This window comes from Rhodoferax sp. GW821-FHT09E07, assembly GCF_059416145.1.
On the sequence record NZ_JBWKOP010000005.1, the window covers coordinates 395794 to 421798 of the forward strand.

The following is a 26005-nucleotide window of genomic DNA, read 5'->3' on the forward strand; positions in this document are numbered from 1 at the left end:
CCTTTCCTGCGCGGGCAAGATGGGTATGGCGTCACCTATAGTCAGCCCTCTCTAACCGGGAGAAAACTATGATGAAACGACCCGCGGGTGCCTGCTTGTTCGGGCTGCTGCTGCTGGTGCTGCACGGGGGCGCCCATGCGCTCACCCCGGCCGAGCGCGCCTATATGGGCGGCTACACCCAGAGCTCCACCGACGCACAAAGCCAGCTCATGCTGCTGGACGACAACACCTTCTGCTTTCGCTTCATGGGCGGTGCGCTGGACATGATGGTGGCCGGCCGCTGGAAGGCCCTGCCGGGCAAGGACGCAGGCGTGCAGATCCAGGAGGTGCGCCTTCCGCAGAAGACGATCTTCCCCGCGTTCTCCAAACACGCAGAAGGCCAGGAGGTGGTGTTTGATTTTCATGGCTACACGCTGGGCGAGGCCAACACGCCAGTGTTTGGCGTATCCACCACGGCCGAGCCTCCGCGCACACTGCGCCCGCTGTTTGGCGATGACAACCACAGCTGGGCCGAGAGCTACAAGCTCCCGCCCATGGCGCGTGCGGCGGCGCGCTACTTCTACATCGGCCATGTGGAGATGGACGCACGAGGCAAGCCGCTGCAGTTGCGGGTGACGCAGTACCAACTGCCCGCGGACCAGGGCCTGGTGCGCATGGGCTTCAACACCCAGCAGGCGCGCCCGCCGCTGAACCTGGTGGCGCAGATCAAGGAGGGCGTGCTGAAGGTGGATGGCCAGCGCTTTGGCAGCCGCGATGTATTGCCCAAAGCGCTGGTGGACGAAATCCGCAACGTCTGCGTCTCCCCCGTGCTGCTGCCCGGCAAGCCGCGCGCGCGGCCGGTGGACCCGGATGACGAGGACGAACCCCGTGACGGCCCGCCGCCCATGGAGCCGGTCAAAACCCTGGTGCTACCGCTGAGCGCGGTGCAAGGCGACCCCTACTTCCACCCCAGGGCGCTCTAAACACCGGCAAACCATGGGGGGAGTTGATATACTGTTTATTTAAACAGTATTCATGGCCTCCGCCCCACCCCCTGACCGCCGTGCGCCGGCCTATGCCGAGCTGCACTGCCTCAGCAACTTCAGCTTCCAGCGCGGCGCTTCGCAGCCGGAAGAGCTGGTGGCGCGCGCCCACACGTTGGGCTACCGCGCGCTGGCCATCACCGACGAATGCTCGGTGGCCGGCGTGGTGCGCGCGCATGTCCGGGCCAAGGAGCTGGGCCTGCAGCTGCTGCCTGGCGCCGAGTTTTCGGTAGCGCTGGCGGACGGCGGGCACTTCACGCTGGTGGCATTGCCGCACTCGTTGCAGGGCTGGGGCAACCTGTGCGAGTTCATCACCCAGGCGCGCATGGCCGCGCCCAAGGGGCAGTACCGCACCAGCTGGGCCGAGTCGCCTTGGGCCCTGCTGGCAGACTGCGAGGTGCTGCTGGCCTTTCCGTCTGCTATCAAAACAGAAGCTGCTTGCGCAATGTCCATGCGGGCCAGGTGCCTGTTTGGCATGCATTGCTGGCTGGCGGCCAGCGTGGGGATGGTGGCGGGCGAGGCCACGCAGCGCCTGCGCGTGCAGCAGATTGCGGCGCTCAGCGGCCTGCGGGTGTTGGCCACGGGCGGCGTGCGCATGCATGTGCGTTCGCGCAAGCCGTTGCACGATGTGCTGACCGCCGTGCGCCTGGGCCGGCCCGTGTCGGCCTGCGGCTTTGCGCTGCAGGCCAATGGCGAAAGCCACCTGCGTTCGCGCGCACGGCTGGCCACGCTGTTCCCGCCCGAGTGGCTGGCGAACACGCTGACCGTGGCGCAGCGCTGCACGTTCAGCCTGGACGAGTTGGCCTACCACTACCCGCTGGAGGCGGTGCTGCCGGGCCAGACGGCCGCGCAGACCCTGCGCCACTATGTGGAGGAGGGCGCGCGGGAGCGCTACCCGGCCGGCATGCCGGAAGAAATCCGCGCACGCGTGGAGCACGAACTGGCGCTTATTGCCGAGCTGCGCTATGAGATGTATTTCCTCACCGTGCACGACATCGTGCGCTTTGCGCGCAGCATCCACATCCTGTGCCAGGGCCGCGGCTCGGCGGCCAATTCGGTGGTCTGCTACTGCCTGCACATCACCGAGGCCAACCCGGAAGAAACCTCGCTGTTGTTCGAGCGTTTCATCAGCCGCGAGCGCAACGAGCCGCCCGACATTGACGTGGACTTTGAGCACCAGCGGCGTGAAGAAGTCATCCAGTACATCTACGCCAAGTACGGCCGCGAGCGCGCCGCCATTGCGGCCACGGTGATCCATTACCGCCCCCGCAGCGCGCTGCGCGATGTGGGCCATGCGCTGGAGATCCCCGAGGACCTGATCACTGCCATGGCCAAGGAGCACCCCGGCATGTACAGCCGCGAAGTGCTGGCCGGGCGACTGCAGGACGCTATGAAAAGAGTAGCTGATGGCGCAGGGAGTACGGGGGTGGGCGTTGAATTTCCTTCTGAAAGGCGGCTGCAGTTGTGGCTGGAACTGAGCATCGGGTTGCAGCGCTTCCCGCGCCACCTGAGCCAGCACGTGGGCGGCTTTGTGCTCACGCAGGGCCCGCTCACGCGCCTGGTGCCGGTGGAGAACGCGGCCATGGAGAACCGCTCCATCATCCAGTGGGACAAAGACGATTTGCAGGCCGCACGCCTGATGAAGGTGGACGTGCTGGCCCTGGGCATGCTCAGCGCCATCCGCCGCTGCCTGGAGCTGGTGACGCATCGGCGCGGCTTGGCAGCGCCGATGCGCATGCAAGACATTCCGCGCGAAGACAAGGCCACCTACGACATGATTTGCGCGGCCGATACCGTGGGCGTGTTCCAGATCGAGAGCCGCGCGCAGATGAGCATGCTGCCGCGCTTGAAACCGCGCACCTACTACGACCTCGTGGTGGAGGTGGCCATCGTGCGGCCGGGGCCGATTCAGGGCGGCATGGTGCATCCCTACCTGAAGGCGCGCAACGCCCCGGTCAAAACGGAATCTCCTTATCCCGCGCTGAGAGAAGCCTTGCACCGAACACATGGCATACCGATCTTCCAGGAGCAGGTGATGCAGATTGCCGTGCTGGCCGCCGGCTTCACGCCGGGCGAGGCCGATGCGCTGCGCCGCTCCATGGCCGCGTGGAAGCGCAACGGCAATGTGAGCCAGTACCATGACCGGCTGGTGGGCGGCATGGTGGAGCGCAAGTACCCGCTGGAGTTCGCCGAGGCCATCTTCAAGCAGATGGAGGGCTTTGGTGAGTACGGCTTTCCCGAAAGCCACGCGGCCAGCTTTGCCATCCTGGTCTACATCAGCAGCTACCTCAAGTGGCACGAACCGGCCTGCTTTCTGGCCGCCCTGCTCAACAGCCAGCCGCTGGGCTTTTACGGCCCTGCGCAACTGGTGCAGGACGCACAGCGCCACGGTGTGACGGTGTGTGCGGTGGATGTGATGTGCAGCGACTGGGACTGTAGGATCGAGGCGGATGATGTGCGTTTGGGCCTGCGCCTGGTCAGTGGGCTCACCAAAGCGGTTGCCGAGCGCATCATGAACCAACGCCAGTTGGCCCCCTTCACCAGCACCCAAGACCTGGCCCTGCGCTGCCAGCTCGACACGGGCGATCTCAAGGCCCTGGCCAGTGCAGACGCGCTGCAGTCGCTCAGCGGCCACCGCCGCCAGCAGGTGTGGGACGCATCGGCCCTGTTGCCCGCACCCGCACTGCTGCAGGGCGTGCCCATCGCAGAAACCGAGCTGGAACTGCCCGCCGCTGGCGAGGGCGAAGAAGTGACCTTTGATTATGCGGCGGTGGGGCTTACCTTGCGCTCCCACCCCTTGCTGTTATTGCGCGAGCAGCTATCAAAAAAGAAGCTGCTGACGGCCGCGCAAATGCGTGACTACCCCAGTGGCCGGCTGGTGCGGGCCTGCGGCATCGTCACCATGCGCCAGCGCCCGCAAACGGCCAAGGGTGTGATTTTTGTGACGCTGGAAGACGAGACCGGCAGCGTGAACGTGATCGTGTGGAAAAGCGTGCGCGAGCAGTTCCGCCAGGAGGTGTACCGCGCGCGGCTGATGGCCGTCTATGGCATCTGGCAGCGCGATGATGAGAGCGGCGGCCAGGTGCGCCACGTGGTCGCCAAGCGCCTGGTGGACCTGACGCCCCTGCTGGGCGAGCTGATCACCACCAGCCGGGACTTTCACTGAGCGATGGGAACGGCGGTACAGTCAGCTCCACGTACTTTGGAGCCCACGCATGCATCCTGACACCATGAAACACAAGGCCAGCCTCTGGTTTGGCGACGTTGGCACGTCTATCCACATCACCGATGTGTACTGGGAGGGTGACATCACCCAGCAGGAACTTCGCGAAGTGGCCGACCAGATATCCCCCGACTGGCAAACCATTGACCTGGAGCTGGACCCGCACCACCCCTGCCATGGCCGGACCTACCGCCTGAGCCGGTTTGCCGGCGACGATGCCGAACATGCAGAAGCACTCAGCGCACTGGAGGTGGAGCGTGCGCTGGCGGGGCAATATGTCTGGGTGCATTGCTGCCAGATCCTGATGCACCCCAAGGGCGATTTGCGGGACGAGGCAGGCCGCCCCTTCAGCCGGGTGTTCAGCACCTTGATGTTCTGCACGGAGTTCGTCTCCTTTGAGGAAACCGCCCAGCAATGCGACGACAACTTTGGCCCGGGCGAGTGGGACGAGTACGAGCTGTACCTGGACGATGCCTTGCCAACTCCGGTGGCGTCATTCGGCTGAGGCGATCGCACGATGAAATCTGCACGTATCTGGGGTGGCGCCGCGGTGGTATTGGTGGCGTTGGCATTGGCGGCAGGGTGGGCTTGGAGGGCCACGCCGAGGGAGGCGCCGGCCGCCAAAACGCCCGAAGTCACCGCCACACCGCTGGACACCCAGGCCGTGATGGCGGGCGTGCAAGATGTGCTGGCGGCCTACCGCAAGATCATCGTGCTGTTTGCCGACGAGAAGACGTTGAGCCCGGCCGAGCGCACGGTGGCCAACCAGGTGGGGCAGGGCCTGTTTCATGAGAACCGCCAGCGCGTGGTGGACATGGAAACCCATTGGGAGGCGTGGGCGAACTCGGGCAGCCCACAGCGCTTTGACGCGATAGCCAGTGTGCTGGACTATGTGGAGAGCGGTGCCGGACTGTTTGATGCGGACCGCCTGGCCTTCAAAGAGCTGCTGCGCAGCCTGCAGGCCAGCGTGGCGCGGGATTCGTCGCTGCCCGCCATCAAACTGCACAAGCGCATGGCCGAAGACCTGGATGCCATGGCCGAAATCGAGCGTAACTACGAGAAGGAAATCCGCCTGGTGTTTGGCCGTTTTGATACGCGCGCCATCGATCTGAAGCGTGAACGCTGGGAAGACTACCTGGCCAGCCTGAAGAAGCTCTACAGCCGCGAAAAAATCCTCAAGGACTATGGCGTGGTGCTGCCGTACCCGGCGCCCAAGGAAGTGACCCGCAAAAGCAAGAATGAAGATGAGGGTGAGGTGTTCGGCAACAGCCTGCCGCCCAAGACCATCGCGCTCACCTTTGACGACGGCCCGCACGGCGTCTACACCGCCGAGATCGCTGCCATCCTCAAGCAGTACAACGCGCCAGCCATCTTCTTCCAGGTGGGCAGCAACCTGGGCGCCGTGGGCGCTGATGGCAAGGTCAAGCTCAACGCCAAATCGGCCGACGTGGACCGCAAGCTGCTGGACGCCGGCCACACGCTGGCCAACCACAGCATGACGCACGCCCAGCTGTCCAAGCGCAGCGGCGATGCGCTCAAGACCGAGATTCTGGGAACCGACACCTTGCTCACCGCGGTGGACGCGCGCCGCTCGGCCCTGTTCCGTTTTCCCTACGGTGCGCGCAACGAGGAAGGGCTGGACTTGCTGGCCACGGCGCATCTGCGCTCCATCATGTGGAACATCGACTCGCTCGATTGGGCGGACCCGGTGCCCAGCTCCATTGCCGACCGCGTGTTGCAAACCGTGGCCAAGGAAGGGCGCGGCATTGTGCTGTTCCATGACATCCACGAGCGCACGGTCAAGGCCCTGCCCGCCGTGCTGGACCGGCTGGTGGCAGAGGGCTACCAATTTGCTGGCTGGGACGGCAATGGCTTCGTGGTGGCCAAGGGCACGGCACCTGCGCCGGCACCGGCACCGGTGGCCGTCAGCCCCGGCTACAGCGACTCGTGGGCCATCGTCATCGGCATCGACGACTACGCCAAGTGGCCCAAGCTGCAGTACGCCGCGCGCGATGCCCAGGCCATCCGCGAGACCCTGATCCAGAAGTTCAACTTCCCCACGGACCACATCGTGTCGCTCACCAACAAGGAAGCCACGCGCACCGGCATCCTCGCGGCCTTCCATGACAAGCTGGCCCACAGCGGCATGAAGAAGAACGACCGCCTGTTCGTGTTCTTTGCGGGGCATGGCGCCACGCGCCAGCTCAGCTCGGGCCGTGATCTGGGCTACATCATTCCCGTGGACTCGGACCCCAACCAGATCGCCACCGATGCCATCCCCATGACCGAGCTGCAAAACATTGCGGAGAGCCTGACCGCCAAGCACGCGCTGTTTGTGATGGACGCTTGCTATAGCGGCCTGGGGCTGACGCGCGGCGGTGGTTCGGGTAACTTTCTGCGCGACAACGCCAAGCGCATGGGCCGCCAGATGCTGACCGCCGGCGGTGCGGACCAGCTGGTGGCCGACGGTGGGCCCAACGGACACTCGGTTTTTACCTGGACGCTGCTGCAAGGCCTGGCTGGCAAGGGTGACCTGAATGGTGATGGTCTGATTACGGCGACCGAGCTGGCTGCCTATGTGGCCCCGGCCGTGGCGGCCGTGTCGCGCCAGACACCGGCATTCGGCAGCCTGCCTGGCTCGGAGGGCGGTGACTTTGTGTTTGAACTGCCGGCCGATGGAGAGTTCTTGAGCGGCCAGACGGCCCAGCTGTCGGGCGACGCCATTGCACTGAACAGCAAGCTGGACGCTACGCGCCCGGCAGCGGTGCCGGCCAGCGGCGACAAGCCTGCTGCCGCACCGGCCACGACCACGGTGGTGGTGAAAGACCTGCAGGGTGGCGAGCAGAAAATCGTCACCCCTGTGGCGGTTCCTTCGTCTACCCGCCAACTCGCGCAGCGCGCCAATGACCGTGGTTTGCAGCTCTACAAGGAAAAGCAGTACGCACAGGCCGAAGCCCAGTTCACCGAGGCGCTGAAACTGCGCCCTGACTTTGCGCTGGCCGCCAACAACTTGGGCTTTGTGTACTACAAGCAAGACAAGTTTGCCGAAGCCGCGCGCTGGTTCGAGAACACCGTCAAGATCGATCCGTCCCGCGCCGTGGCCTACCTGAACCTGGGCGACGCCCATGCCAAGGCAGGCAATGCGGACAAGGCGAAGAAAGCCTTCTCCACCTACCTGGAGCTGGCACCGAATGGACCTGGGGCAGGGTACGCCAAGCAGCAGGTCGAGAAGAGCTGAGCCGCTGACACCATGAAGCCGCGTTTGCACTGGGCGCTTCTGTTGCTCTTGTCTCTGCCCATGGTCGCTTGGTGTGGAGACTTTGAACAGGACTTCGCCGTGGTGTTCATCACTGCGGCGACGGAGGCGAAACACGGACGCTTTCCGCTGGACCGCGCCCTCGTGGCACAGGCGATCGAGAAGGCCGCGGACGCGGGTGCCAAGGGTGTCATTCTCAAATTCTTTCTCGATCTGCCCAGAGTGCCGGAAGGAGACCGGCGCCTTGCAGCCGCGCTGTCGCGGCTCCCCGTGGTGCTGCAGGCGCGGATGGACGATGCTGAAAAGACGCCCAATCCGCTGGATGCACGATTCACCCAGGCAGGTGCCGCTCTGCCAACGGCCGTGTCCGGTCGCAGCGGGTGGATTCCACTGCCGGAATTTGCCGCGCCAGCCCACGATGTATGTTTCGTGGACTTCAACGCGTTGCCCGTGCCGGTGGTCGAAACCTACCAGGGTAAGACTGTGAAGTCCTTGCTCGTCTGTGCTGCAGAACTGGCCGCGGGCCGCAAGGCCAGCATCCGTTCGGCACAAGACATTTCCTTGGGCCACCAAGCGCTACCTCTGAATGCGTCGAACCAGGTCTCGCTCACGCTGGAGGTGGGCAGTGCGCTCACCACCTTCGACGTCAGCGACCTGCTGGATGGGAGCCTGCCGGTGTCTGCGCTGAAGAACCGCGTAGTGGTCATTGGCTATGACGGCCCCGGTATTCCGCAAATGGCTAGTCCGGTGGGTACCATGGGTGCGCACCGGCTGTTCGTCGTCATGCTCAAGAGCTTCTACCGTGCAGCCGCTGCCGAACATTCACCCTGAGAGGACACCCTATGACGATTGAAGCCAAGTTGCACCGCGCGAATGGCGCACTCACCACACTGAGCAATGGCCGCCACGTCTGGAATGCGGATGTGGACAAGGCCTTGGGGTCGGAGGACCGAGCGCCAGGCCCGCACGATCTGCTGGACTCTGCGCTGGCCGCCTGTACCACCCTGACACTAGAGCTCTACATCCGCCGCAAACAAATGCCAGTGACCGATTTGCGCGTAACCATCGACCATGTGGAAGACAAGAATGCGCAGGGTGTGGTGCGCTACCAAATGCAGCGCCGCCTCTTCATCGAAGGCGACGTGACCGATGCGGAACGCCAGCGCCTGCTGGAGATCGCCAACAGCTGCCCGATCCACAAATTGCTCAGTGGTGAGATCCACATTCAGTCTGAGCTGGCGTGAGACCTCAGTCGGTAAGTGGGTGGACGTAGCGCAGCTCTTCCACGGCAATACCGCCCAGTTCGGACGTCCTGGAAGAGTTTTTCACGGCGTCAAATCCCGCAGCCCTATAGAAGGCGATGGCCCGTGGATTTTGTGCAAGAACCCAAAGGCTGACGCGGGTTGCCCCGTGTGCGATGGCATGCTGGCGTGACGAGAGCCAGAGTGCACGCCCGACTCCCTGTGACCAGTAGTGCGGCGAAACGTACAGAGCCAGCAGCTCCCCATCCTGCAATGCTGAAAAGCCAACGAGCTGCCCTGCGACTTCGGCAATGAGCACCTGAGAATGTCCCCCGGCGATCGACTCCTTCCACATGGCTGCGCGCTGGGGTATGGAGAGACCAGCAAGAAAATCAGCAGGAAGAATGCCGGCATAGGCATGCTGCCACGTGTGAACGTGCACCTCGGCAATCGCTTCTGCGTCATGGCCGGTGGCGATATGGAGTGACGTGCCTGTTGGCAGCTGGTGCTGCGTCATAGGGGCCCCGCTCGCTGCAGACTCAGCACCAGCGTCACCCCGTCACCCTCATTGCGCGCAGCGATGGTGCCGCCCATCTTTGCCATATAGGTTTTGGCCACGAACAGGCCCTGGCCGCGGTTGCCATGGGCTGCGGACTCGGGTTGGTCTGACACGCCGTATTCAAAAATCGTCTCCAGCAGCTCGGGCGCTATGTGCGGGCCGGTGTTGTGGATGGTGACGGTGGCCTCGGTTTCGGTGGCCTGCAGCAGCAGCCGGATGGGGGTGCCAGGTACCCGGTGGCGGTTGGCGTTGTGCAGCACGTGGGTCACCACGTCTTCCAGCGCATACTCCTCGGCACGCACCCACACGGCGTCGGGCTCGCTGGCGTACTCCACCTGCGCAATGCCCACGCTGGCGGAGTTGGCGGCCACGGTGGCCAGAAACGCGTTCACATCTACCGTCTGCACCGCCAGCGTGCTGCTTTGAAACGCCTCGCTGGGGCTGGCGCTGCCGTACAGAATGCGCACGGCCTGCTGCATGCGGTGGATGTAGCGCAGGCTGGGGTCGGCATCGTCCCGGTGCAGCGCCATGAGCGACTGCAGCGGCGACATGATCTCGTGGCCCACGGCGTGCCACATGTCTTTCTCCTGCTCGGCGCGGATTTTTTCGCGCTCGGCATCTTCCTTCACCCTGCGCAGCAGGTCGTTCAGGCCATTGGCCAAAATACCCAATTCGTCGTTGCCGCGCAGGTCTGCCAGGTCAAAGTGTTCCAGGCCAACCGTGGTCTTCACGGTTTTGGACAACTCGCGTGAGCGGCGTGTCAGCCGTGCAATGCGCCGGATGATGCCCATCTCAATCACCAGCCAGGCCAGGCCGATGGCCAGCAGCATGGCCACCACAAACCACGACAGGCGCGTGGCCACGGCGCTCAGGCTTTTGTTCACGCTGCGCGCGTCGCCCTGCAGGGCAATGGTGTAGTTGCCCAGGGGCGTCGCCACCTCTTCCTGCAGCGCCAGGGGCGCGTCATAGCTGTCCACCGGCAGGCGGCGTATCAGGCGGGTCAGCAAAGGGGACGACTCTGCGGCGGACGACTCCGCACCGCTCAGGCGTACCAGGTCGCCTGCCAGGTGTGTACCGCTCTTTCGGATGCGCAGGGTCTCGCCCGGCAGCAGCTGCGTGCGCAGGTCGCCCAGCGCAAACGGCGGCACGGCGCCCTCGGCATTGCTGTCGAAGACCACCGTGTCGTCACCAGGTGCCAGCACCTCCACACGCACCTGCATCTGCGCCAGGTCGGCGGGCGGCCAGACGGGCTCGGTTTTCTGGAACAGGGCGTCGCGCAGCACGTCCACCGGCAGGCGCAATGAGAAAAAGGATTTTTTCTCGCAGTCGTCGTCGGTTGCTTCACCGCCCAGGCATTTGCCGCCTTGCCACACCCAGCCGCGGAAGTCGCGCACGGTGCGCGCGCCGGTGTAGTCACGGCTGCCAATGTCCACATAGCCGGTGAAGCGCCCGCGCGTGCCCTCGCGCTTGGGGTCACTGGTGACGGGCAGATGCTCGAACGGGGCAATCCAGCGGTAGGTCTGTCCGCGCAGCCTCACCTCCACCCGCAGGCGGTGTGCCGTGTCCAGGTACTTGTCGCCGATGGAATGTGCCACCAGGGCCGGGCTGGCGAAGGTGCCGGCGGCATAGATGAATCCACCCGCCCAGGGGTTGTTGCCAATGGCCACACACAGGCTGCCGTAATGCGGGTACTGCACCAGGCAGCCTGTCATCTCCACCGCATTGCGCACCTTGGTTTGGTCGTCGAAGTCAATGGCCGAGAAGGGCAGCAGCACAGGGTGCAGCGGCGTCACCGGGGCCAGCCCGTCGGTGGGGTTGAGCAGGGCCAGCTGGCCCGTGGGGTGGCGCAGCTGGGCCGCAATCTGCTGCTGGGTCTTGGCAAAGCTTTGCTGGTAGTGGTCGTAGCTGCGCTGTTTTTCCTCCTGCAGCACATAGACCGCCATGACCAGTGTGGCCAGCGCCAGGAATAGGAAGGCGGCCCTGAACAGCAGGCGCAGGCGGAACGACGCCAGCCAGACCCACGCCGCGCGCGCAGCCGTGTTCATGCCGCCTTGCTCGGCAGCGCTACATCTGACCAGCGAAAGCCGCGCATGGGAATGTTTTCGATGCGGTCAAAGCTTTCGTCCAACTCGCGGAAGGCTTCGCGGATGGTGCTGATGTGCTTGCGGATGTTGTCGCGGTTGCGCCCGCTTTTCACCACGTCAAACAGCGCGTCGTAAGACACCACCTGGCCACGCTGCTGGTAGAGCGCGGCCAGAATGCGCTGCGCCGTCAGCGGCAGGTTGATGCGCTTGCCGCGCCACAGCGCGCTGCGCTGGCGCAGCGGGTCAATGGACAGCTCGTCGCCCGCCGGTGCCGGCGCCTCCGGCACGCCGCGGTCGCGGGTGGCACGCAGGATTTCCAGAAAAGTGTCGACGAAATCGCTCTCGGCAAAGGTGGTTTTCTGCAGGTAGTCCCACGCATCCAGCGCCTTCATGATGCTGCGGTAAATGGCCGCCGGCATGGCAGATACCACCAGCACCGGCGTACCCTGGCGTCCCTTGTTGATGGCGTTGATGATGGCAATGCCTGCGCTGCGCTCCCGCCCCAGTTCAATGTCCAGCACCACCATGTCATAGGCCTCACGGGCAATGGCGGCTTCCGCCTCGTCACGGGTGAACCAGGTGTCCACCTGGATGCCGGGGCGCGCCGCGCGTATCCATTCGGTGAGCTGCTGGCTGGTGGGGAGGTCATCTTCGATGACCGCAACCTTGGGTGGGGGAGCGTCCTTCATGCGGCAAGTATCTCCTGTCTGCGCTGCCACCGCATGTGTGGCCTGTGAGCGTTTATTCACACCCCGTGTGCAATCCCGCCCTGCGGCGGCATTGATTGGTTCTGCCCCCCGGAAACACGATAGAGGCCTCAACAACCAAGGAGTTCTTCATGTCGGATCGTGTCCAGCATCTCGTCAACGGTTTCCGCGGCGCACTGCGCAAAGTTTCCGCGGGCGTGGCGGCAGGCGTGGGGTCGGTGGGCCGCAAAACCGTGGCCTGCCTGCCCGGGCGCGGCACCCTGATTGCACTGGGCTTGCTGGCCGCAGGTGGCTACGCGCTGTACGCCCACCCACCCATGCAAAGCATTGGCCGCGGCGAAGTGGGCATGCGCCTGAACCAGCTCACGGGTTCCTCCACCGAGGTGCGTGACGGTGCCGTGTTCATCATTCCTGGCTTGCACACGCTGCGCCGCTTCTCGCTGCGCGACCAGGTGTACCGCCCCACTGACAACACCAGTGCCAGCGGCACTGCGCCTTTCCAATCGGTGGAGGGCCTGTCCATTGGCGTGGACATCTCGGTGCGCTACGCGCTGGATCCCTCGAAAATTGCCACCATGGCGCGGGACCTGCCTGATGACATCAACGGCGAAATCGTCCAGCCCGTGGTGCAGGGCGTGCTCTACAAAACGCTGGCACGCTACACCGTGCGCGAAATTTTCTCCAGCAAGCGCCCCGAAATCCAGCAACTGATCGAGGCCGAACTCAAACCCCGTCTGGCCCAGGACGGCATCAAGATCACCGCCGTGACCATGGGCAAGGTGGACTTGCCCCGCGACTACAAGGCGGGCATGGAAAACCTGCTGGCCGAAGAGTTGGCCACTGAGAAGATGCGCTACACGCTGGAGCTGAAGGAAAAGCAGGTCAAGCAGACGGAGCTGGAAGCCCAGGCCGACAAGGTGCGCCGCGAGACCTCGGCCCAGGCCGCGGGCGAAGAGCAGATCATTGCGGCCAAGGCCCAGGCCGAGGCCATGAAGCACGTGCTGCCCTTCAAGCAAAAGCAGATTGAACAACGTGCGCTGGAGGCGGAGGCCGACAAGGTCTCGCGCATCAAGACCGCCGAGGGCACGGCCCAGGCCCGCCGCATCGAAGCGTCGGGTGAAGCCGATTCCCGCAAGAACCTGGCGGATGCGGAAGCGTATCGCCAGGACCGCATCGGCAAGATCACCAGCGAGCAACTGGCGCGCGATGGCGCGCTGATCTCCAAAAACCCGTTGCTCATCCAGAAGACCATGGCCGACAAGCTGTCCGACAAGATCACCGTGATTATCGCGCCGCCCTCGGTGAGTGGTGGTTTTATTGGCTCAGGTTTGTTGGGCAGTGATAAGCAGGCATCCCTCCAGCCTGTGCGCAATGCAGATGACGCTGCACAAGCTACCGGCGAAGGAGCCCAGTAACATGTTGAGCACTGCATTGTTGGTGATGGCCATCGTCACCCAGGATCAGTCGGCCCTGCGCTCCGCCCCACGTGAATCGGCGCCCCAGCAGGTGTCGCTGTCGCAGGGCGACAGCCTGGAGATTCGCGGCCAGAAGGGCGACTACCTTCAGGTATACGACCACCGCCGCGAACGCGCCGGCTATGTGCGCGTCGTGCAGGTGCGCAGCCAGTCGCTCCAGCCCGAGGCCGCACCGGAGTTGCTGTCCGTCGTACGTTTCCTGCGCGACACACCGGGGTCCGAAGCCCTGGGCATTGGCTATGCCGCGGCCTACCTGCGTGCCGCGCCGCCAGAAGCCATCAACGGCGAGGCATTTGACGCGCTGGGTGCCATGTCGGAGCGGCTGGCCCGCCGCGCCTCGGCCCGCCAGGGCAAGGCCGCTGGCGACACGCTGGCGGCGCACCTGGAGGTGGCTGCTGGCTATGGCGTGGAGATGACCAGCTTTGAGCGTGATGGCCAGGTGCAACTCTGCTACAACGGTGACGCCTTCCGCCGCGTGCTGGCCCTGCCGTCCACCAACGTGCAAAAGGCCACCGCTGCCCTGGCGCTGACACGCCACGACTGCGTGGCGCCCAGTCTGACGCCGGTGGAGCGCTTTGCTTTGGACAACTGGCGCGCCGAGGTGCTGGAGCGTGTGGAGATGCGTGACCTGCCCGAGGTGACGAAGAACCGCCTGCACCTGCGCAAGGCCGGTGTCTGGGCCAGCCTGGCCTACCAGCGCGCACGCCGTACCGACACAGCGCCCGCTGCGGTGCAAGCCGCGGCCAGCCGCGCGGTGCAGGAGCTTGCCAGCATCAACAAAAATGAACTGGGCGACTACGACGCCTTTGCCTACAGCGACGCCGCCGTGCGCGTGGGCGCATCCCGCTGGGCCGCCGAACCTGCGCCTGTGGACCAGGCCATCACCAAGTTGTCATTGCGCCTGAGCACAGGCCAGCCGGGGCAGACCTGCATGAACCTGGTGGATGCGAAACACGACCTGAAAAATCCGCTGCTGACGTGCTGCACCTATGGCGTGGTGTGGCCCGCCTCCATCACCACGAACCGGCAGGGCACGGCGTTGGCGGTTGCCGTGCAGCAGCAGGACACCTGGCGCGAAATGTGGGTTTTCCAGCAAGGCCCTGGCGGCTGGACTGCCGACGTGGCCCCGCCCGCGCTCGACAACCCGGGCCTGGGTTATGTGGAATTTGCCGGCTGGGTACCCGGCAGCACCCAGATGCTGGCCGCACGCGAGGCCAGGATAGACGGGCGCTACAAAAGCAGCTTTGAGGTGCTGCGCATTGCCACGCTGGAGGTGGAGAAGCAGGCCGACAAGCCCGGAAGCTTGAGCGTCTTCTATCGCTGGCAGGACCCAGTCTGGAAAGGCAGTACGGTTAGCTTGCGTTGATCTTCCCCTTGCCACTGTCTGTGTGGACATTTGCAATCAGCTCCGGCATGCCGCTGGCTAGGGAGCGGGAGATGGCCAGGCCAATGCGCGTGGCTTCCATGGCGTCGTCCAGCGTGAGCGTGAGGGCACGCTCACCGCGGCAGGCCGCCACAAAGTCGCCCATCTCGGCGGCAAAGGCCGTCTCAAAGCGCTCGTAAAAGTCCTTGAGCACCGCGTGGCGCACGCCGTGGGCATCGCTGCGTACCACGCGGTCGCGGGCCGCATGTTCGCCCACCAGCAGCTTGCCGACAGTGCCAATGACTTCCGTGGTGGTCTCGTGGCCGTGGGCCATGGTGCGCGAGGCGTAGAACACGGCCTTGGAGCCGCCCTCAAAGTCCACAATGGCCAGACCGTTGTCCACATCGCCAAACTCGGCCAGGCCGGGGTGCAGGGCGATGGTGCCGGTGGCGTAGGCGCGCAGGGCCTTGGGGCGGCCCAGCATCCAGCGCGCCAGGTCAATGTCATGCACGCTGCAGTCCATGAAGATGCCACCCGAGGTGGGCGCAAAGCGCACAAAGAAGCCGTCGGGGTCGTTCTGGTCGCAGGTCTGCGAGCGCACGAGGAAGGGGCGGCCGATCTCACCCGCTTCGATGCTGGCCTGGGCCGCACGGTAGCTGGGGTCAAAGCGGCGCACAAAGCCGACCATGGCCACCAGCTCCGGGTGCTTGGCGGCTTCCGCCAGCACGCGTTCGCAGTCGGGCACATTCAGGGCCAGGGGCTTTTCCACGAACACGTGCTTGCCGGCCTGCAAGGCTGCAATGGCCTGGTCGGCGTGCAGGGAGGTGGGCGTGACCAGCACCACGGCATCGATGTTGGGGTCGGCCAGCAGGTCTTCATACCGGGAATAGACCTGGGCGATGCCGAGTTGTTCCGTGGCATAGACACGCTCGGATTCGACCGGGCTGCAGGCGGCGGTGAGGGTGCAGTTGCGGGTGCTGAAGGCCAGGGCTTGTGCATGGCGTTGGCCCAGGCGGCCCAGACCGACGATGCCGATTCGTAAAGAGGTGGTCATGCGGTGTCTCAGAAGGTGATGATCTGGTTGCTGGCAGCGCTTTGGGCGGCGGCATCGGCCAGGATTTGCGCATCCACACCGTCCTGCACCGTGGTGCGGAAGCTGCCGCCGTTTTGCAACTGCGTGAAGAAGTGCTCTATCTCCAGGCGGTAGGCCGCGGCATAGCGCTGCAGGAAGAAGGCTTCGGGGTTGTCCTGCGAGGTGCCTTGGGCCGTGGCTTGGGTCACCTCGCTGGGCTTGTGGTTGCCACATTGCAGCATGCCGGTGGAGCCGATGACTTCAAAGCGCTGGTCGTAGCCGTAGGCGGCGCGGCGTGTGGTGTTGATCTGGCACAGGCGGCCTTTGACGGTTTTGATGGTGACGGCGGTGCAGTCAAAGTCGCCGGCCTTGCCAATGGCGGGGTCGGTGAGGCAAGAGCCGGTGGCGCTGAGCCACGCAGCCTTGTCGCCGTCGCCACACAGAATCCAGCGGAACACGTCAAAGTCGTGGATCAGCATGTCGCGGAAGATGCCGCCGGACTGCTGGATGTATTCGACGGGTGGCGCGCCGGGGTCGCGGCTGGTGATGACCAGCATCTCGGGGTTGCCGATGTCGCCACGGTCCAGGCGCGTCTTGGCCTCGTTGAAGGTGGGGTCGAAACGGCGCTGGAAGCCGATCATGCAGGCCACGCCGGCCTGGGCCACTACGGCTGCACAGGCGCGGGCGCGCTCGGCCGACAGGTCCACCGGTTTTTCGCAAAAGATGTGCTTGCCCGCCTGGGCAGCGCGCGTGATCAGGTCGCTGTGCGTGGTGGTGGGGCTGCCAATGACGACGGCGTCAATCGACGTGTCGGCAAAGATGGCTTCCACGCTGTCCACACGGGCGCCGTGTTCTTGTGCCAAGGCGGCAGCGTTGGTGGCCATGGGGTCGCTCACCGCGGTGAGTTCAATGCCGGGCATGGCGGCGAGGTTGGCGGCGTGGATGCGGCCAATGCGGCCGGCACCAAAGAGGGCTACTTTTTTCATGAGGATGTCAGTTCAGGGATGGGAAATGGAGTCCAGTCTCAAGACTGGCGGGGACGGGTGGGTTGGTACTGCAGCTCCAGCCGGTAGGCCAGGGCCATGAACAGGCTTTGCACCACGGCCATGGTGTTGGTCAGTGCGCGAAAGCCGAAGACGCTGGTTTCGTTCACCAGAATCGAGGTGTGGGCATAGCGCGCCATCGGGCTCAGGCTGCTGTCGGTGATGCAGATGACGCGTGCACCGCGCGCATGGGCTTCGGACACGATGTGCTCGGTCTCCGGCGCGTAGGGGGCGAACGAAATCGCCACCATCACATCGCCGGGGCGCAGACCGCGCAACTGGCCGTCCTGCATATTGCCCATGGCGGTGATCTGCTGCACGCGCTTTTCGGTGTGCTGCAGCGCATAGGTCAGGTAGGTGGAAATGGCAAACGAGCGGCGCGAAGCCATGAGCCACACTGTGTCGGCTCGGAACAGCAAATCCACCGCCGCTTCAAACGCGGGCTCCTGCAGGCTGCGTTGCAGCTCTTCCATGCCGGCGATGCCGCCACCAATGACGGCATGCACGATGTCGGAACTGCTCAGATCCTTGGCGCCGGACTCGATGGCGCCCCGGATGCGCGACTGGTAGTCCCGGCTGGGGGAAATCTGCTTGGCCAGTCCGTCGCGAAACAGCTTCTGCATTTCGGTGAATCCGCTGAAGCCGAAATGCTTGGCAAACCGCACCACGGCGGAGGGCTGAACTTCGCAGAGCTCGGCCACCTGCTGGATGGACTGGATGCCCAACTGGCCGCGGTGCTGCTCCACATAGGTGCCAATTTGCTTGAGTTGCCGGCTCAGGCAGGGGTACTCGCGGGCCATGGCGGCAATCAGGGCTTCTTCGCTTTCGGGGGCGTGGGGTGGGGGGGATGTGCTCATGCCGTACGGGTAGTTTCTAGAACAAATTATCCGTCAGAGGTGCGTTATAGAACGAAAATTTGTTCTAGGGTTTTCACCTATTAGAAATATATTTCTATTTTGAGTCGGAATAGATAAACTTCTTTGCAGATGCCGGCAAGCCCTGCGTCCGCTGCTTTGCAGTGAAGTTTTCACCTTCCCCGACTGACATTAAAAAATTGGAGACCGTATGAAGAACCTGAAGTTGTCCCGCAAGACATTCGCAAAAACCGTGCTGCTGAGCGCCCTGTTGGCTGTGAGCGGCATGGCCGCTGCGCAGTCCAAGATCGCGCTGATCAGCCACGCGCCCGACTCTGATTCCTGGTGGAACACCATCAAGAACTCCGTCAAGCACGCCGGCGAAGACTATGGCGTGCAGGTGGACTACCGCAACCCGCCCAACGGCGACCTGGCCGACATGGCCCGCCTGATTGAACAGGCCGCAGCCCAGGGCTACGACGGGGTAGTGGTGACGATTGCCGACTACAACGTGCTGCAAAGCTCCATCAAAAAGCTGGTCGACAAAAAGATTCCTGTTATCACCATCAATTCCGGCACCATTGAGCAGAGCGAAAAGCTCGGCGCCGTGATGCATGTGGGCCAGCCTGAGTACGAAGCCGGCAAGGGCGCCGGCATGCGCGCCAAGGCCGATGGTGTGAAGTCCTTCCTGTGTGTGAACCACTACGCTACCAACCCTGCATCGTTTGAACGTTGCCGCGGTTTTGCCGAGGCCATCGGTGCGGACTTTAAGAAGAGCACCATCGACTCGGGTGATGACCCTACCGGCATTGAAGCCAAGGTGTCTGCTTATCTGCGCCAGAACCCGACCACCGGTGCCGTGCTGACCCTGGGCCCCACCTCGGCACACCCCACGCTCAAGGCCTTGGAAAAAGCTGGTCTCAAGGGAAAGATGTGGATGGCCACCTTTGACCTGTCAGACGAAATTTCCAAGGGCATCAAGGACGGCTCCATCAAGTTCGGTATCGACCAGCAGCCGTACCTGCAGGGCTATATCCCGGTTGCCGTGCTGGCTACCATGAAGTCCATGAAGAGCACAGACCTGGCCGCAGTGTCTGCCGCGGTGAAAGGCAATGCCAAGACCACGGCGCGCTTCACCGAATACGGTCTGGCACCGGCTTACGGTCCTCGCCACATTGGTTCCGGCCCGGGCTTTGTCACCAAGGACAACATCGGCAAGGTCGAGAAGTACGCAGGCCAGTACCGCTAAGCACTTGCAAATGGCAACAGGCGGGGAGCATGCGCTCCCTGCCGGTTGCCGGACTCCCGTTTTTCCCTGTACTCCAGTGTGATTCTTATGACCCCCATCGCCCCCCCTCTTGCCTCCAAAGCCCCCGTCGACGACCGGGTTCGTGAGGTCAGCCTGTTGCGCAAGCTCATGGCACGCCCGGAATTCGGCGCGCTGGCTGGCACTTTGCTGGTTTTTGCCATGTTTGCGTTCAGTGCCGGCGGCTCCGGCATGTTCAATCCCGAAGGGATCATCAACTGGAGCACGGTGGCCGCGTATCTGGGCGTGCTGGCCGTGGGCGCGGCCCTGCTCATGATTGCCGGTGAGTTTGACTTGTCAGTGGGCTCCATGATCGGCTTTGCAGGCATGCTGCTGGCCATCCCCGCGTTGTACTGGGGCTGGCCCATTTGGCTGTCTGTGGTGTTTGCGTTTGTGGTGGCGATGAGTCTGGGATGGCTCAACGGGTGGCTGGTCGTGCGCACCGGCTTGCCCTCGTTCATCGTGACGCTGGCTTTCTTCTTCATCCTGCGCGGCCTGTCGCTTGCCGTATCGGTCATCTTCACGGGGAAGACGATTTTGAGTGGCAACGGCGATCTGGTGTTGCGAGACATGTTCACCCAGGACCCTGTGATTTCCTTTTTGTTCAACGGCTACACCCTGACCGGTGTATTTGATGGCCTGGCCCACATGGGCGTGATTGCAGCCCGAGACGACGGTACGGCGCTGGCAACCGGCATTCCCAAAGCCGTGGTCTGGTGGCTGGCACTCACGGCTGCAGGTGCCTTTGTGCTGGCGCGTACCCGCGTGGGCAACTGGATCCAGGCCGTAGGTGGTGATGCGAACGCTGCCAAGAACGTGGGCATCCCGGTGGCCAAGGTCAAGATCAGCCTGTTCATCGCCATGGCTTTTTGCTCCACCGTGTTTGCCGTGCTGCAGGTGGCCGATGCGGGTTCTGCAGCGGCGGACCGCGGCTTGCAGAAGGAATTTGAAGCCATCATTGCTGCAGTGATTGGGGGGTGCCTGCTTACCGGTGGTTACGGCTCGGTGATTGGTGCGGCGTTTGGTGCACTGATCTTCGGCATGGTGCAGATCGGCATCGGCTACACCAGTATCGACAACAACTGGTACCGCGTCTTTCTCGGTCTGATGCTGCTGATTGCGGTGCTGTTCAACAACTACATCCGTTCCCGCTTCGCAGGCGGCCGCCGCTAACCCCCTACCGAATTCACCATGAGCGACTACATTCTTCAGCTGGAAGACATCAGCAAATTTTTTGGCCCCGTCATCGCGCTGGGTGGTGTGACATTGCGCCTGCGCCGCGGCGAAGTGCACTGCCTGCTGGGCGACAACGGTGCCGGCAAGTCCACACTGATCAAGACCCTGGCCGGCGTGCACACGCCCGACAAGGGCGAATACCTCCTGGAAGGCAAGCCGGTGCGTTTTGCGTCTCCGCGTGAGGCCTTGGATGCGGGCATCGGTACCGTGTACCAGGACCTGGCACTGGTGCCCCTGATGAGCGTGGCCCGCAACTTTTTCATGGGCCGTGAGCCCATCAAACAGCTGTTCGGTTTTCTTCCCGTCATGGACCACACCCTGGCCGCCCAGACGGCGGGCGACAAGTTGCGCGACATGGGCATCCGCATCCGCGATGCCAACCAGATGGTCGGCACCATGTCCGGTGGTGAAAAGCAATGCCTGGCTATTGCGCGTGCCATCCACTTTGGCGCGAAGGTGCTGATTCTGGATGAGCCGACGGCAGCGCTGGGCGTCAAGCAGTCGGCCAATGTGCTCAAGCTCATTGCCACGGCGCGGGCCCGCGGCATCTCGGTTATTTTCATTACCCACAATGTGAACCATGCCTACCCGATTGCGGACAGCTTCACACTGTTGAACCGCGGCAAGTCATTGGGCACCTACCTGAAAAAAGATGTGAGCAAAGACGAAGTGCTGGACATGATGGCCGGTGGTGAGGAAATGCAAAAACTCATGGCCGACCTTGAAGGCGTAACGATCTAAAGACACCATGACACACTTGAAATTTCCACAAGGGCGCGACATTGATTTGGCCTGTCTGGGCCGCCTTGCGGTCGATTTGTATGCGGAGCAGTTTGGCAGCGCGTTGGAAGACGCCCGCAGCATGGCCATGTACCTGGGCGGAAGTTCTGCCAACCTGGCATTTGGCGTGGCACGGCTGGGCCTGCGCAGCGCCATGGTCTCGCGGGTGGGCAATGAGCAGATGGGGCGCTTTCTGACCGAGACCCTGCAGGCCAATGGCTGTGACATCAGCCAGGTGCAGGTGGACCCCCAGCGCCTTACGGCCCTGGTGCTGCTGGGCATCAAGGACCGCGACACTTTCCCCCTGCTGTTCGTGCGAGAAAACTGCGCCGACATGGCCATCGATGCGTCGCTGATCGACGAGACCTTCATCACCCGCTGCCGCGCTCTGGCCATCACCGGCACCCACCTCTCCACCCCGGGTACCCGTGCGGCGTCCACACGTGCCCTGGAGTTCGCCCGCAAGCACGGCGTGGTGCGCGTGCTGGATATCGACTACCGCCCGGTACTCTGGGGTCTGACCAGCCGCGGCGCAGGCGAGAACCGCTATGTGCCCGATGCGGCCGTGACACAGCAGCTGCAAGAGATGTTGCCGCAGTTCGACCTGCTGGTCGGCACCGAAGAAGAGTTCTTCATTGCCGGCGGCGTGCCCAACGACCTGATGGCCAGCCTGCGCGCGGTGCGTGGGTTGAGTCACGCCGTGCTGGTGGTCAAGCGCGGCGCGGCCGGCTGCACGGTGATTGAAGGTGCGATTCCTGCAGCCATTGACGACGCACCCACCTTCCAGGGCGAACGCGTAGAGGTGCTGAACGTGCTGGGCGCGGGCGATGCATTTTTGTCGGGCCTGATGGCCAGCCTGCTGCAAGGCAAGGACTGGGCAGAGGCCACCCAGACCGCCAACGCCTGTGGTGCCATCGTGGTGTCGCGCCACGCGTGTTCCGACGCCATGCCCACTCCGGCGGAGCTGGCCCACTGGTTTGGTGGCAGCCGCAATCCCAAGGTGGACGCCGACGCGCAACTCGCCCACCTGCACCGCGTGAGTGCTGCCCGTCCCGTCTGGAATGAGCTGTGTGTGATGGCGTTCGACCACCGCAGCCAGTTCTACGACCTGTGCGTGGAGGCTGGTGCGTCTGAAGCGCGCATTCCGGCACTCAAGAAGTTGCTGGTGCAAGCGGCTGCGCAAGTGGAGGCGCAATCACGGCTGCAAGGAGCTACCGGCGTGCTGGTAGATGGTGGCAGCTATGGCGCGGATGCCTTGGCCAGTGCCACCGGCCGCGGCTGGTGGGTCGGCCGCCCGGTGGAGCTTCCGGGGTCGCGCCCCTTGCGTTTTGACGGTACCCGCTCCGTGGGCAGCGCACTCATCCACTGGCCCTCCGAGCAAGTGGTGAAGTGCCTGGTGCACTACCACCCGGACGACCACTATGTCCTGCGCCTGGAGCAGGAGCAGAAAGTGTTGGAGTTGTGGGAAGCCACCCGCGCCAGCGGCAACGAGTTGTTGCTCGAAATCATTCTGCCCAAGGCCTTGACAGTGACCGGCTCGGAGGACGACGCGGTGCTACGTGCCGTCAAGCGGTTTTACAACCTGGGTGTGAAGCCTGAATGGTGGAAGTTGGCCCCCATGCAGCCCAAGGGTTGGGCTACCCTGGAGGCCCTGCTGGCCGAACGCGACCCCTATTGCCGCGGTGCCGTCATTCTGGGCCTGAACCAGCCCATCGCCCATTTGGTGGACAGCTTCTGCGATGCCACCAACCCGGTTGTCAAAGGCTTCATGGTGGGCCGCAGCCTATGGGCCGATGCCTCGTTGCGCTGGCTGGCCGGCGACATTGACGACCAGACCTTTGTGGGCGAGGTAGCGCGTAACTTCACCATCCTGGTGGATGCCTGGCGCAATCGCCACGCCCATGTGCGTGCTGCAGCCTGAAATTTCGGTAGAACCCCAACCATGACTACAACCCAACGACTCACGCTCTCGCAGGCACTGGTGAAACACCTGGCAGCCCTGCGTGTGGAAATGTTTGACGGCAGCATCCAGCCCTATTGCAGCGGGGTATTCACCATCTTTGGCCACGGCAATGTGGCCGGCTTTGGCGAAGCCCTCTGGGCCGAGCGCCAAGCCCTGCCCACCTACCGTGCCCACAACGAGCAGGGCATGGCGCACGCGGCCATCGCCTACAGCAAGGCGCAGATGCGCCAGCGCATCATGGCGGTGAGCACCAGCATCGGCCCCGGCGCCACCAACCTGGTCACCGCCGCAGCGGTAGCGCAGGTCAACCGCCTGCCTGTGCTGCTGCTGCCCGGCGACACCTTTGCCTCCCGCGCGCCGGATCCGGTGCTGCAGCAGGTCGAGAGCTTTCAGCAGGGCGACTTGAGCGCCAACGATTGCTTCCGCCCCGTCACGCGTTTCTTTGACCGCATCACGCGCCCGGAGCAAATCCTCACCGCACTGCCCCGCGCCATCCAGATCATGACGGACCCTGCCGCGTGCGGCCCGGTGTGCCTGGCGCTGCCTCAGGACATTCAGACCCATGCGTTTGATTGCCCGACAAGCTTCCTGCACCCCGAGCTGATTCAGTTCCGCCGCCCGCCGCCCGATGCGCGCGAGCTGCAAAAGGCCGTCACGCTCCTGAAGGCGGCCAAGCACCCTTTGATCGTGGCCGGTGGCGGTGTGCTGTACAGCCACGCGGGCGAGGCGCTGCGTGCCTTTGCTGACGCGCATGGCGTGCCTGTGGTCGAGTCGCATGGCGGCAAGAGCAGCCTGGCGTGGGACCACCCCTTGAATCTCGGCGCCATCGGCGTGGACGGTGCGCCCAACGCCAACGTGTTGGCCCGCGAGGCCGATGTGGTGTTTGCCGTGGGCACACGCCTGCAAGACTTCACCACCGGCTCGCACGCCCTGTTTGCCAACGCCAGGTTGCTGAGCCTCAACGTCCAAAGCTTTGACGCCAGCAAGTGGAGCGGTACCGCCTTGGTGGCCGACGCCTTGGTGGGCCTGCAAGCCCTGAGCGCCGCTCTCGGCACATGGGCGGCAGACAGCGCCTGGACTGCACGCGCCCAACAACAAGCAGCGCTGTGGAACGCACGGGTCACCGAGCTCACCACAGCAGCCCCCCAGCCCGGCGTGTTGCCCTACGACGCCGAAGTGATTGGCGCTGTGCGCGACTCGCTCAACGATGCGGGTGGTGACAGTGGTGTGCACGACGTGGCCATCTGCGCCGCCGGCACCCTGCCGGCCGAGCTGCACAAGCTCTGGCGCGCCAGCAAACCTGGCAACTACCACATGGAATACGGCTACTCCTGCATGGGCTACGAGATTGCAGGCGGCCTGGGCGTGAAGATGGCCCGACCCGAACAGGAAGTCATCGTGATGGTAGGTGATGGCTCCTACATGATGATGAACTCCGAGCTGGCCACCTCGGTCATGCTGGGCAAAAAGATCATCGTGGTGGTGCTGGACAACCGGGGCTATGGCTGCATCCAGCGCCTGCAAACCGCGTCCGGCAGTCCCGCCTTCAACAACCTGCTGGACGATTGCATTGGCGAGGGCGGCGAGGCCAGCAGCATCGATTTCGCGATGCACGCCCGCAGCATGGGCGCAGAGTCCGTGCATGTGGCCAATGTGGCCGAGCTCAAGGCCGCCATGGTCCAAGCCCGCGCCGCCAAACGCAGCCAGGTGCTGGTGATTGACACCACCCACACTCGCACCACCGAGGGTGGCTGCTGGTGGGAGGTGGCGATTCCCGAAGTGTCTGCGCGCAGCGAGGTGCTGGACGCCCACGCCCGCTATGTGGCTGGCAAGCAAGAACAACGTGTTTGATTAATTGATTTTGAAAGAAGCATTGGTATGACCTGGAATGTCCGCATCGGCATCAACCCCATCTCTTGGTTCAACGACGATATGCCCTCGCTAGGTGGAGAAACACCGCTGGAAACCGCGCTGCGCGAAGGCAAGGAAATCGGCTACGTCGGTTTTGAGCTGGGCAACAAATTTCCCAAAGACGGCCCCTCGCTAAAAGCCAAGCTCGATGAATACGGCTTGGCTTGTGTCTCCGGTTGGTACTCCGGCTTTCTGGCCGAAGTAGTACCCGGCCAAAGCAATGCCGACGCCGTGGCTGCCGAAATAGAGCGCTGCAAAGCGCACATGAGCAAGCTGCAATACAACGGCGTGAACGTGGTGGTCTATGGCGAGTGCGCAGGCACGGTGCAAGGCCAGATGGACACCCCGGTCAACAAGCGCCCCCAGTTCGCCAGCGAAGCCCTCTGGCAAGGCTATGCCGAGCGCCTGAATGCATTCGGCGAACACCTGATCCAAACCTACGGCATCAAGTTGGCCTACCACCACCACATGGGCGCCTATGTGGAGTCCCCGGCCGATATCGACAAGCTGATGACGCTCACCGACCCCGCCAAGGTCCTCTTGTTGTACGACACCGGCCACGCCTACTTTGGTGGCGCCGCCGACCCCGTGGCCCTATTGAAGAAACACGTCAAGCGCGTGGTGCATGTGCACTGTAAAGACGTGCGCACTCCCGTGATTGCGCAAGCTCGCAACGACGGCTGGAGCTTTTTGCACGGCGTGCTCAACGGTACCTTCACCGTGCCCGGTGACGGGACCATCGACTACGCCGCCGCCCTGAAAGTGCTGCGCGACGCCGGCTATGAAGGCTGGCTGGTGGTCGAAGCCGAGCAAGACCCTGCAGTCGCCCCCAGCTATCAGTACGCCAAGAAGGGCTACGAAACATTGAATGCCTTGGTCAAAAGCCTCACTTGATCTGCAAAGGACATCA

The 26005-nt window shown here is 63.7% G+C and carries 20 protein-coding genes; 14 read left to right on the forward strand and 6 right to left on the reverse strand.

The window, feature by feature from the left end; translation table 11 throughout:
• Positions 1 to 68: 68 nt before the first annotated feature.
• From AC07OE_RS12445 to AC07OE_RS12470, 6 genes are read left to right on the forward strand one after another with little or no spacing between them, the layout of a single operon-like run.
• Entirely contained in the window at positions 69 to 962 is an 894-nt protein-coding gene (locus tag AC07OE_RS12445; protein WP_495070873.1) for a hypothetical protein, read from the forward strand.
• Positions 963 to 1014: 52 nt separating this feature from the next.
• Complete coding sequence (locus AC07OE_RS12450; RefSeq protein ID WP_495070874.1) at positions 1015 to 4188, forward strand: error-prone DNA polymerase; 3174 nt, start codon at positions 1015 to 1017, stop codon at positions 4186 to 4188.
• Between the two features lie 49 nt (positions 4189 to 4237).
• Positions 4238 to 4750, forward strand: coding sequence for a hypothetical protein (locus AC07OE_RS12455; protein ID WP_495070875.1), 513 nt, complete (start codon positions 4238 to 4240; stop codon positions 4748 to 4750).
• A 12-nt stretch (positions 4751 to 4762) separates the two neighbouring features.
• The gene (locus AC07OE_RS12460) at positions 4763 to 7483 is read left to right on the forward strand and encodes a polysaccharide deacetylase family protein (RefSeq protein WP_495070876.1); all 2721 of its coding nucleotides are present in this window, start codon (positions 4763 to 4765) and stop codon (positions 7481 to 7483) included.
• A gap of 12 nt (positions 7484 to 7495) precedes the next feature.
• Positions 7496 to 8332, forward strand: a complete 837-nt coding sequence (locus AC07OE_RS12465; protein WP_495070877.1) for a CHASE2 domain-containing protein — start codon at positions 7496 to 7498, stop codon at positions 8330 to 8332.
• Positions 8333 to 8343: 11 nt separating this feature from the next.
• Entirely contained in the window at positions 8344 to 8745 is a 402-nt protein-coding gene (locus AC07OE_RS12470) for an OsmC family protein (RefSeq protein ID WP_495070878.1), read from the forward strand.
• 4 nt (positions 8746 to 8749) lie between these two features.
• On the opposite strand, the gene AC07OE_RS12475 is transcribed toward AC07OE_RS12470, so the two are convergent.
• Genes AC07OE_RS12475 through AC07OE_RS12485 form a run of 3 tightly spaced genes read right to left on the reverse strand, consistent with a single transcriptional unit; the run spans position 8750 to position 12074 of the window.
• Positions 8750 to 9259 (reverse strand): GNAT family N-acetyltransferase, encoded by a 510-nt coding sequence (locus AC07OE_RS12475; protein ID WP_495070879.1) that lies wholly within the window; start codon positions 9257 to 9259, stop codon positions 8750 to 8752.
• Positions 9256 to 11346: a sensor histidine kinase gene (locus AC07OE_RS12480; protein WP_495070880.1), complete on the reverse strand. Its 2091-nt coding sequence runs from the start codon at positions 11344 to 11346 to the stop codon at positions 9256 to 9258. Before AC07OE_RS12480 ends, AC07OE_RS12475 begins: the two co-directional genes overlap by 4 nt.
• Positions 11343 to 12074 (reverse strand): response regulator, encoded by a 732-nt coding sequence (locus AC07OE_RS12485; protein WP_495070881.1) that lies wholly within the window; start codon positions 12072 to 12074, stop codon positions 11343 to 11345. Before AC07OE_RS12485 ends, AC07OE_RS12480 begins: the two co-directional genes overlap by 4 nt.
• A 149-nt stretch (positions 12075 to 12223) precedes the next feature.
• On the opposite strand from AC07OE_RS12485, the gene AC07OE_RS12490 reads away from it, so the two are divergent.
• Together AC07OE_RS12490 and AC07OE_RS12495 are read left to right on the forward strand one after the other, a co-directional pair.
• Positions 12224 to 13507: a prohibitin family protein gene (locus AC07OE_RS12490; protein ID WP_495070882.1), complete on the forward strand. Its 1284-nt coding sequence runs from the start codon at positions 12224 to 12226 to the stop codon at positions 13505 to 13507.
• Position 13508: 1 nt separating this feature from the next.
• Entirely contained in the window at positions 13509 to 14933 is a 1425-nt protein-coding gene (locus tag AC07OE_RS12495) for an SH3 domain-containing protein (RefSeq protein ID WP_495070883.1), read from the forward strand.
• On the opposite strand, the gene AC07OE_RS12500 is transcribed toward AC07OE_RS12495, so the two are convergent.
• From AC07OE_RS12500 to AC07OE_RS12510, 3 genes are read right to left on the reverse strand one after another with little or no spacing between them, the layout of a single operon-like run.
• Positions 14920 to 15984 carry a Gfo/Idh/MocA family oxidoreductase gene (locus AC07OE_RS12500; protein WP_495070884.1) on the reverse strand — a complete coding sequence of 355 codons (1065 nt, stop codon included), beginning with the start codon at positions 15982 to 15984 and terminating at the stop codon, positions 14920 to 14922. The two genes, AC07OE_RS12495 and AC07OE_RS12500, sit on opposite strands and share 14 nt — an antisense overlap.
• An 8-nt stretch (positions 15985 to 15992) precedes the next feature.
• A complete protein-coding gene (gene iolG / locus AC07OE_RS12505; RefSeq protein WP_495070885.1) occupies positions 15993 to 16988 on the reverse strand; it encodes an inositol 2-dehydrogenase in 996 nt (331 codons plus the stop codon).
• A 38-nt stretch (positions 16989 to 17026) separates the two neighbouring features.
• Positions 17027 to 17902 carry a MurR/RpiR family transcriptional regulator gene (locus tag AC07OE_RS12510; protein WP_495070886.1) on the reverse strand — a complete coding sequence of 292 codons (876 nt, stop codon included), beginning with the start codon at positions 17900 to 17902 and terminating at the stop codon, positions 17027 to 17029.
• 208 nt (positions 17903 to 18110) lie between these two features.
• Between AC07OE_RS12510 and AC07OE_RS12515 the strand changes: the two genes are divergently transcribed.
• The 6 genes from AC07OE_RS12515 to iolE all read left to right on the forward strand — a co-directional run bounded on the left by AC07OE_RS12515 (position 18111) and on the right by iolE (position 25989).
• Positions 18111 to 19148, forward strand: coding sequence for a sugar ABC transporter substrate-binding protein (locus tag AC07OE_RS12515; RefSeq protein ID WP_495070887.1), 1038 nt, complete (start codon positions 18111 to 18113; stop codon positions 19146 to 19148).
• Between the two features lie 87 nt (positions 19149 to 19235).
• Positions 19236 to 20378 (forward strand): ABC transporter permease, encoded by a 1143-nt coding sequence (locus tag AC07OE_RS12520; protein ID WP_495070888.1) that lies wholly within the window; start codon positions 19236 to 19238, stop codon positions 20376 to 20378.
• An 18-nt stretch (positions 20379 to 20396) separates the two neighbouring features.
• On the forward strand, positions 20397 to 21182 hold the full coding sequence (locus tag AC07OE_RS12525; RefSeq protein ID WP_495070889.1) for an ATP-binding cassette domain-containing protein: 786 nt from the start codon (positions 20397 to 20399) through the stop codon (positions 21180 to 21182).
• A gap of 7 nt (positions 21183 to 21189) precedes the next feature.
• Positions 21190 to 23142 carry a bifunctional 5-dehydro-2-deoxygluconokinase/5-dehydro-2-deoxyphosphogluconate aldolase gene (locus AC07OE_RS12530; RefSeq protein ID WP_495070890.1) on the forward strand — a complete coding sequence of 651 codons (1953 nt, stop codon included), beginning with the start codon at positions 21190 to 21192 and terminating at the stop codon, positions 23140 to 23142.
• A 21-nt stretch (positions 23143 to 23163) separates the two neighbouring features.
• On the forward strand, positions 23164 to 25035 hold the full coding sequence (gene iolD, locus AC07OE_RS12535) for a 3D-(3,5/4)-trihydroxycyclohexane-1,2-dione acylhydrolase (decyclizing) (protein ID WP_495070891.1): 1872 nt from the start codon (positions 23164 to 23166) through the stop codon (positions 25033 to 25035).
• A gap of 27 nt (positions 25036 to 25062) precedes the next feature.
• Positions 25063 to 25989, forward strand: a complete 927-nt coding sequence (iolE, locus tag AC07OE_RS12540; protein WP_495070892.1) for a myo-inosose-2 dehydratase — start codon at positions 25063 to 25065, stop codon at positions 25987 to 25989.
• The last annotated feature ends 16 nt before the right edge of the window (positions 25990 to 26005 follow it).

Excerpts from the sequence above, each read along its gene's own strand:
- AC07OE_RS12510 (WP_495070886.1), bottom strand. The coding sequence starts at position 17,902 with ATGAGCACATCCCCCCCACCCCACGCCCCCGAAAGCGAAGAAGCCCTG.
- AC07OE_RS12445 (WP_495070873.1), top strand. The coding sequence starts at position 69 with ATGATGAAACGACCCGCGGGTGCCTGCTTGTTCGGGCTGCTGCTGCTG.
- AC07OE_RS12485 (WP_495070881.1), bottom strand. The coding sequence starts at position 12,074 with ATGAAGGACGCTCCCCCACCCAAGGTTGCGGTCATCGAAGATGACCTC.
- AC07OE_RS12455 (WP_495070875.1), top strand. The coding sequence starts at position 4,238 with ATGCATCCTGACACCATGAAACACAAGGCCAGCCTCTGGTTTGGCGAC.
- AC07OE_RS12460 (WP_495070876.1), top strand. The coding sequence starts at position 4,763 with ATGAAATCTGCACGTATCTGGGGTGGCGCCGCGGTGGTATTGGTGGCG.
- AC07OE_RS12470 (WP_495070878.1), top strand. The coding sequence starts at position 8,344 with ATGACGATTGAAGCCAAGTTGCACCGCGCGAATGGCGCACTCACCACA.
- AC07OE_RS12495 (WP_495070883.1), top strand. The coding sequence starts at position 13,509 with ATGTTGAGCACTGCATTGTTGGTGATGGCCATCGTCACCCAGGATCAG.
- AC07OE_RS12490 (WP_495070882.1), top strand. The coding sequence starts at position 12,224 with ATGTCGGATCGTGTCCAGCATCTCGTCAACGGTTTCCGCGGCGCACTG.
- iolD (WP_495070891.1), top strand. The coding sequence starts at position 23,164 with ATGACTACAACCCAACGACTCACGCTCTCGCAGGCACTGGTGAAACAC.
- AC07OE_RS12515 (WP_495070887.1), top strand. The coding sequence starts at position 18,111 with ATGAAGAACCTGAAGTTGTCCCGCAAGACATTCGCAAAAACCGTGCTG.
- AC07OE_RS12480 (WP_495070880.1), bottom strand. The coding sequence starts at position 11,346 with ATGAACACGGCTGCGCGCGCGGCGTGGGTCTGGCTGGCGTCGTTCCGC.
- AC07OE_RS12525 (WP_495070889.1), top strand. The coding sequence starts at position 20,397 with ATGAGCGACTACATTCTTCAGCTGGAAGACATCAGCAAATTTTTTGGC.
- AC07OE_RS12465 (WP_495070877.1), top strand. The coding sequence starts at position 7,496 with ATGAAGCCGCGTTTGCACTGGGCGCTTCTGTTGCTCTTGTCTCTGCCC.
- AC07OE_RS12520 (WP_495070888.1), top strand. The coding sequence starts at position 19,236 with ATGACCCCCATCGCCCCCCCTCTTGCCTCCAAAGCCCCCGTCGACGAC.
- AC07OE_RS12500 (WP_495070884.1), bottom strand. The coding sequence starts at position 15,984 with ATGACCACCTCTTTACGAATCGGCATCGTCGGTCTGGGCCGCCTGGGC.
- iolG (WP_495070885.1), bottom strand. The coding sequence starts at position 16,988 with ATGAAAAAAGTAGCCCTCTTTGGTGCCGGCCGCATTGGCCGCATCCAC.
- AC07OE_RS12450 (WP_495070874.1), top strand. The coding sequence starts at position 1,015 with ATGGCCTCCGCCCCACCCCCTGACCGCCGTGCGCCGGCCTATGCCGAG.
- AC07OE_RS12475 (WP_495070879.1), bottom strand. The coding sequence starts at position 9,259 with ATGACGCAGCACCAGCTGCCAACAGGCACGTCACTCCATATCGCCACC.
- iolE (WP_495070892.1), top strand. The coding sequence starts at position 25,063 with ATGACCTGGAATGTCCGCATCGGCATCAACCCCATCTCTTGGTTCAAC.
- AC07OE_RS12530 (WP_495070890.1), top strand. The coding sequence starts at position 21,190 with ATGACACACTTGAAATTTCCACAAGGGCGCGACATTGATTTGGCCTGT.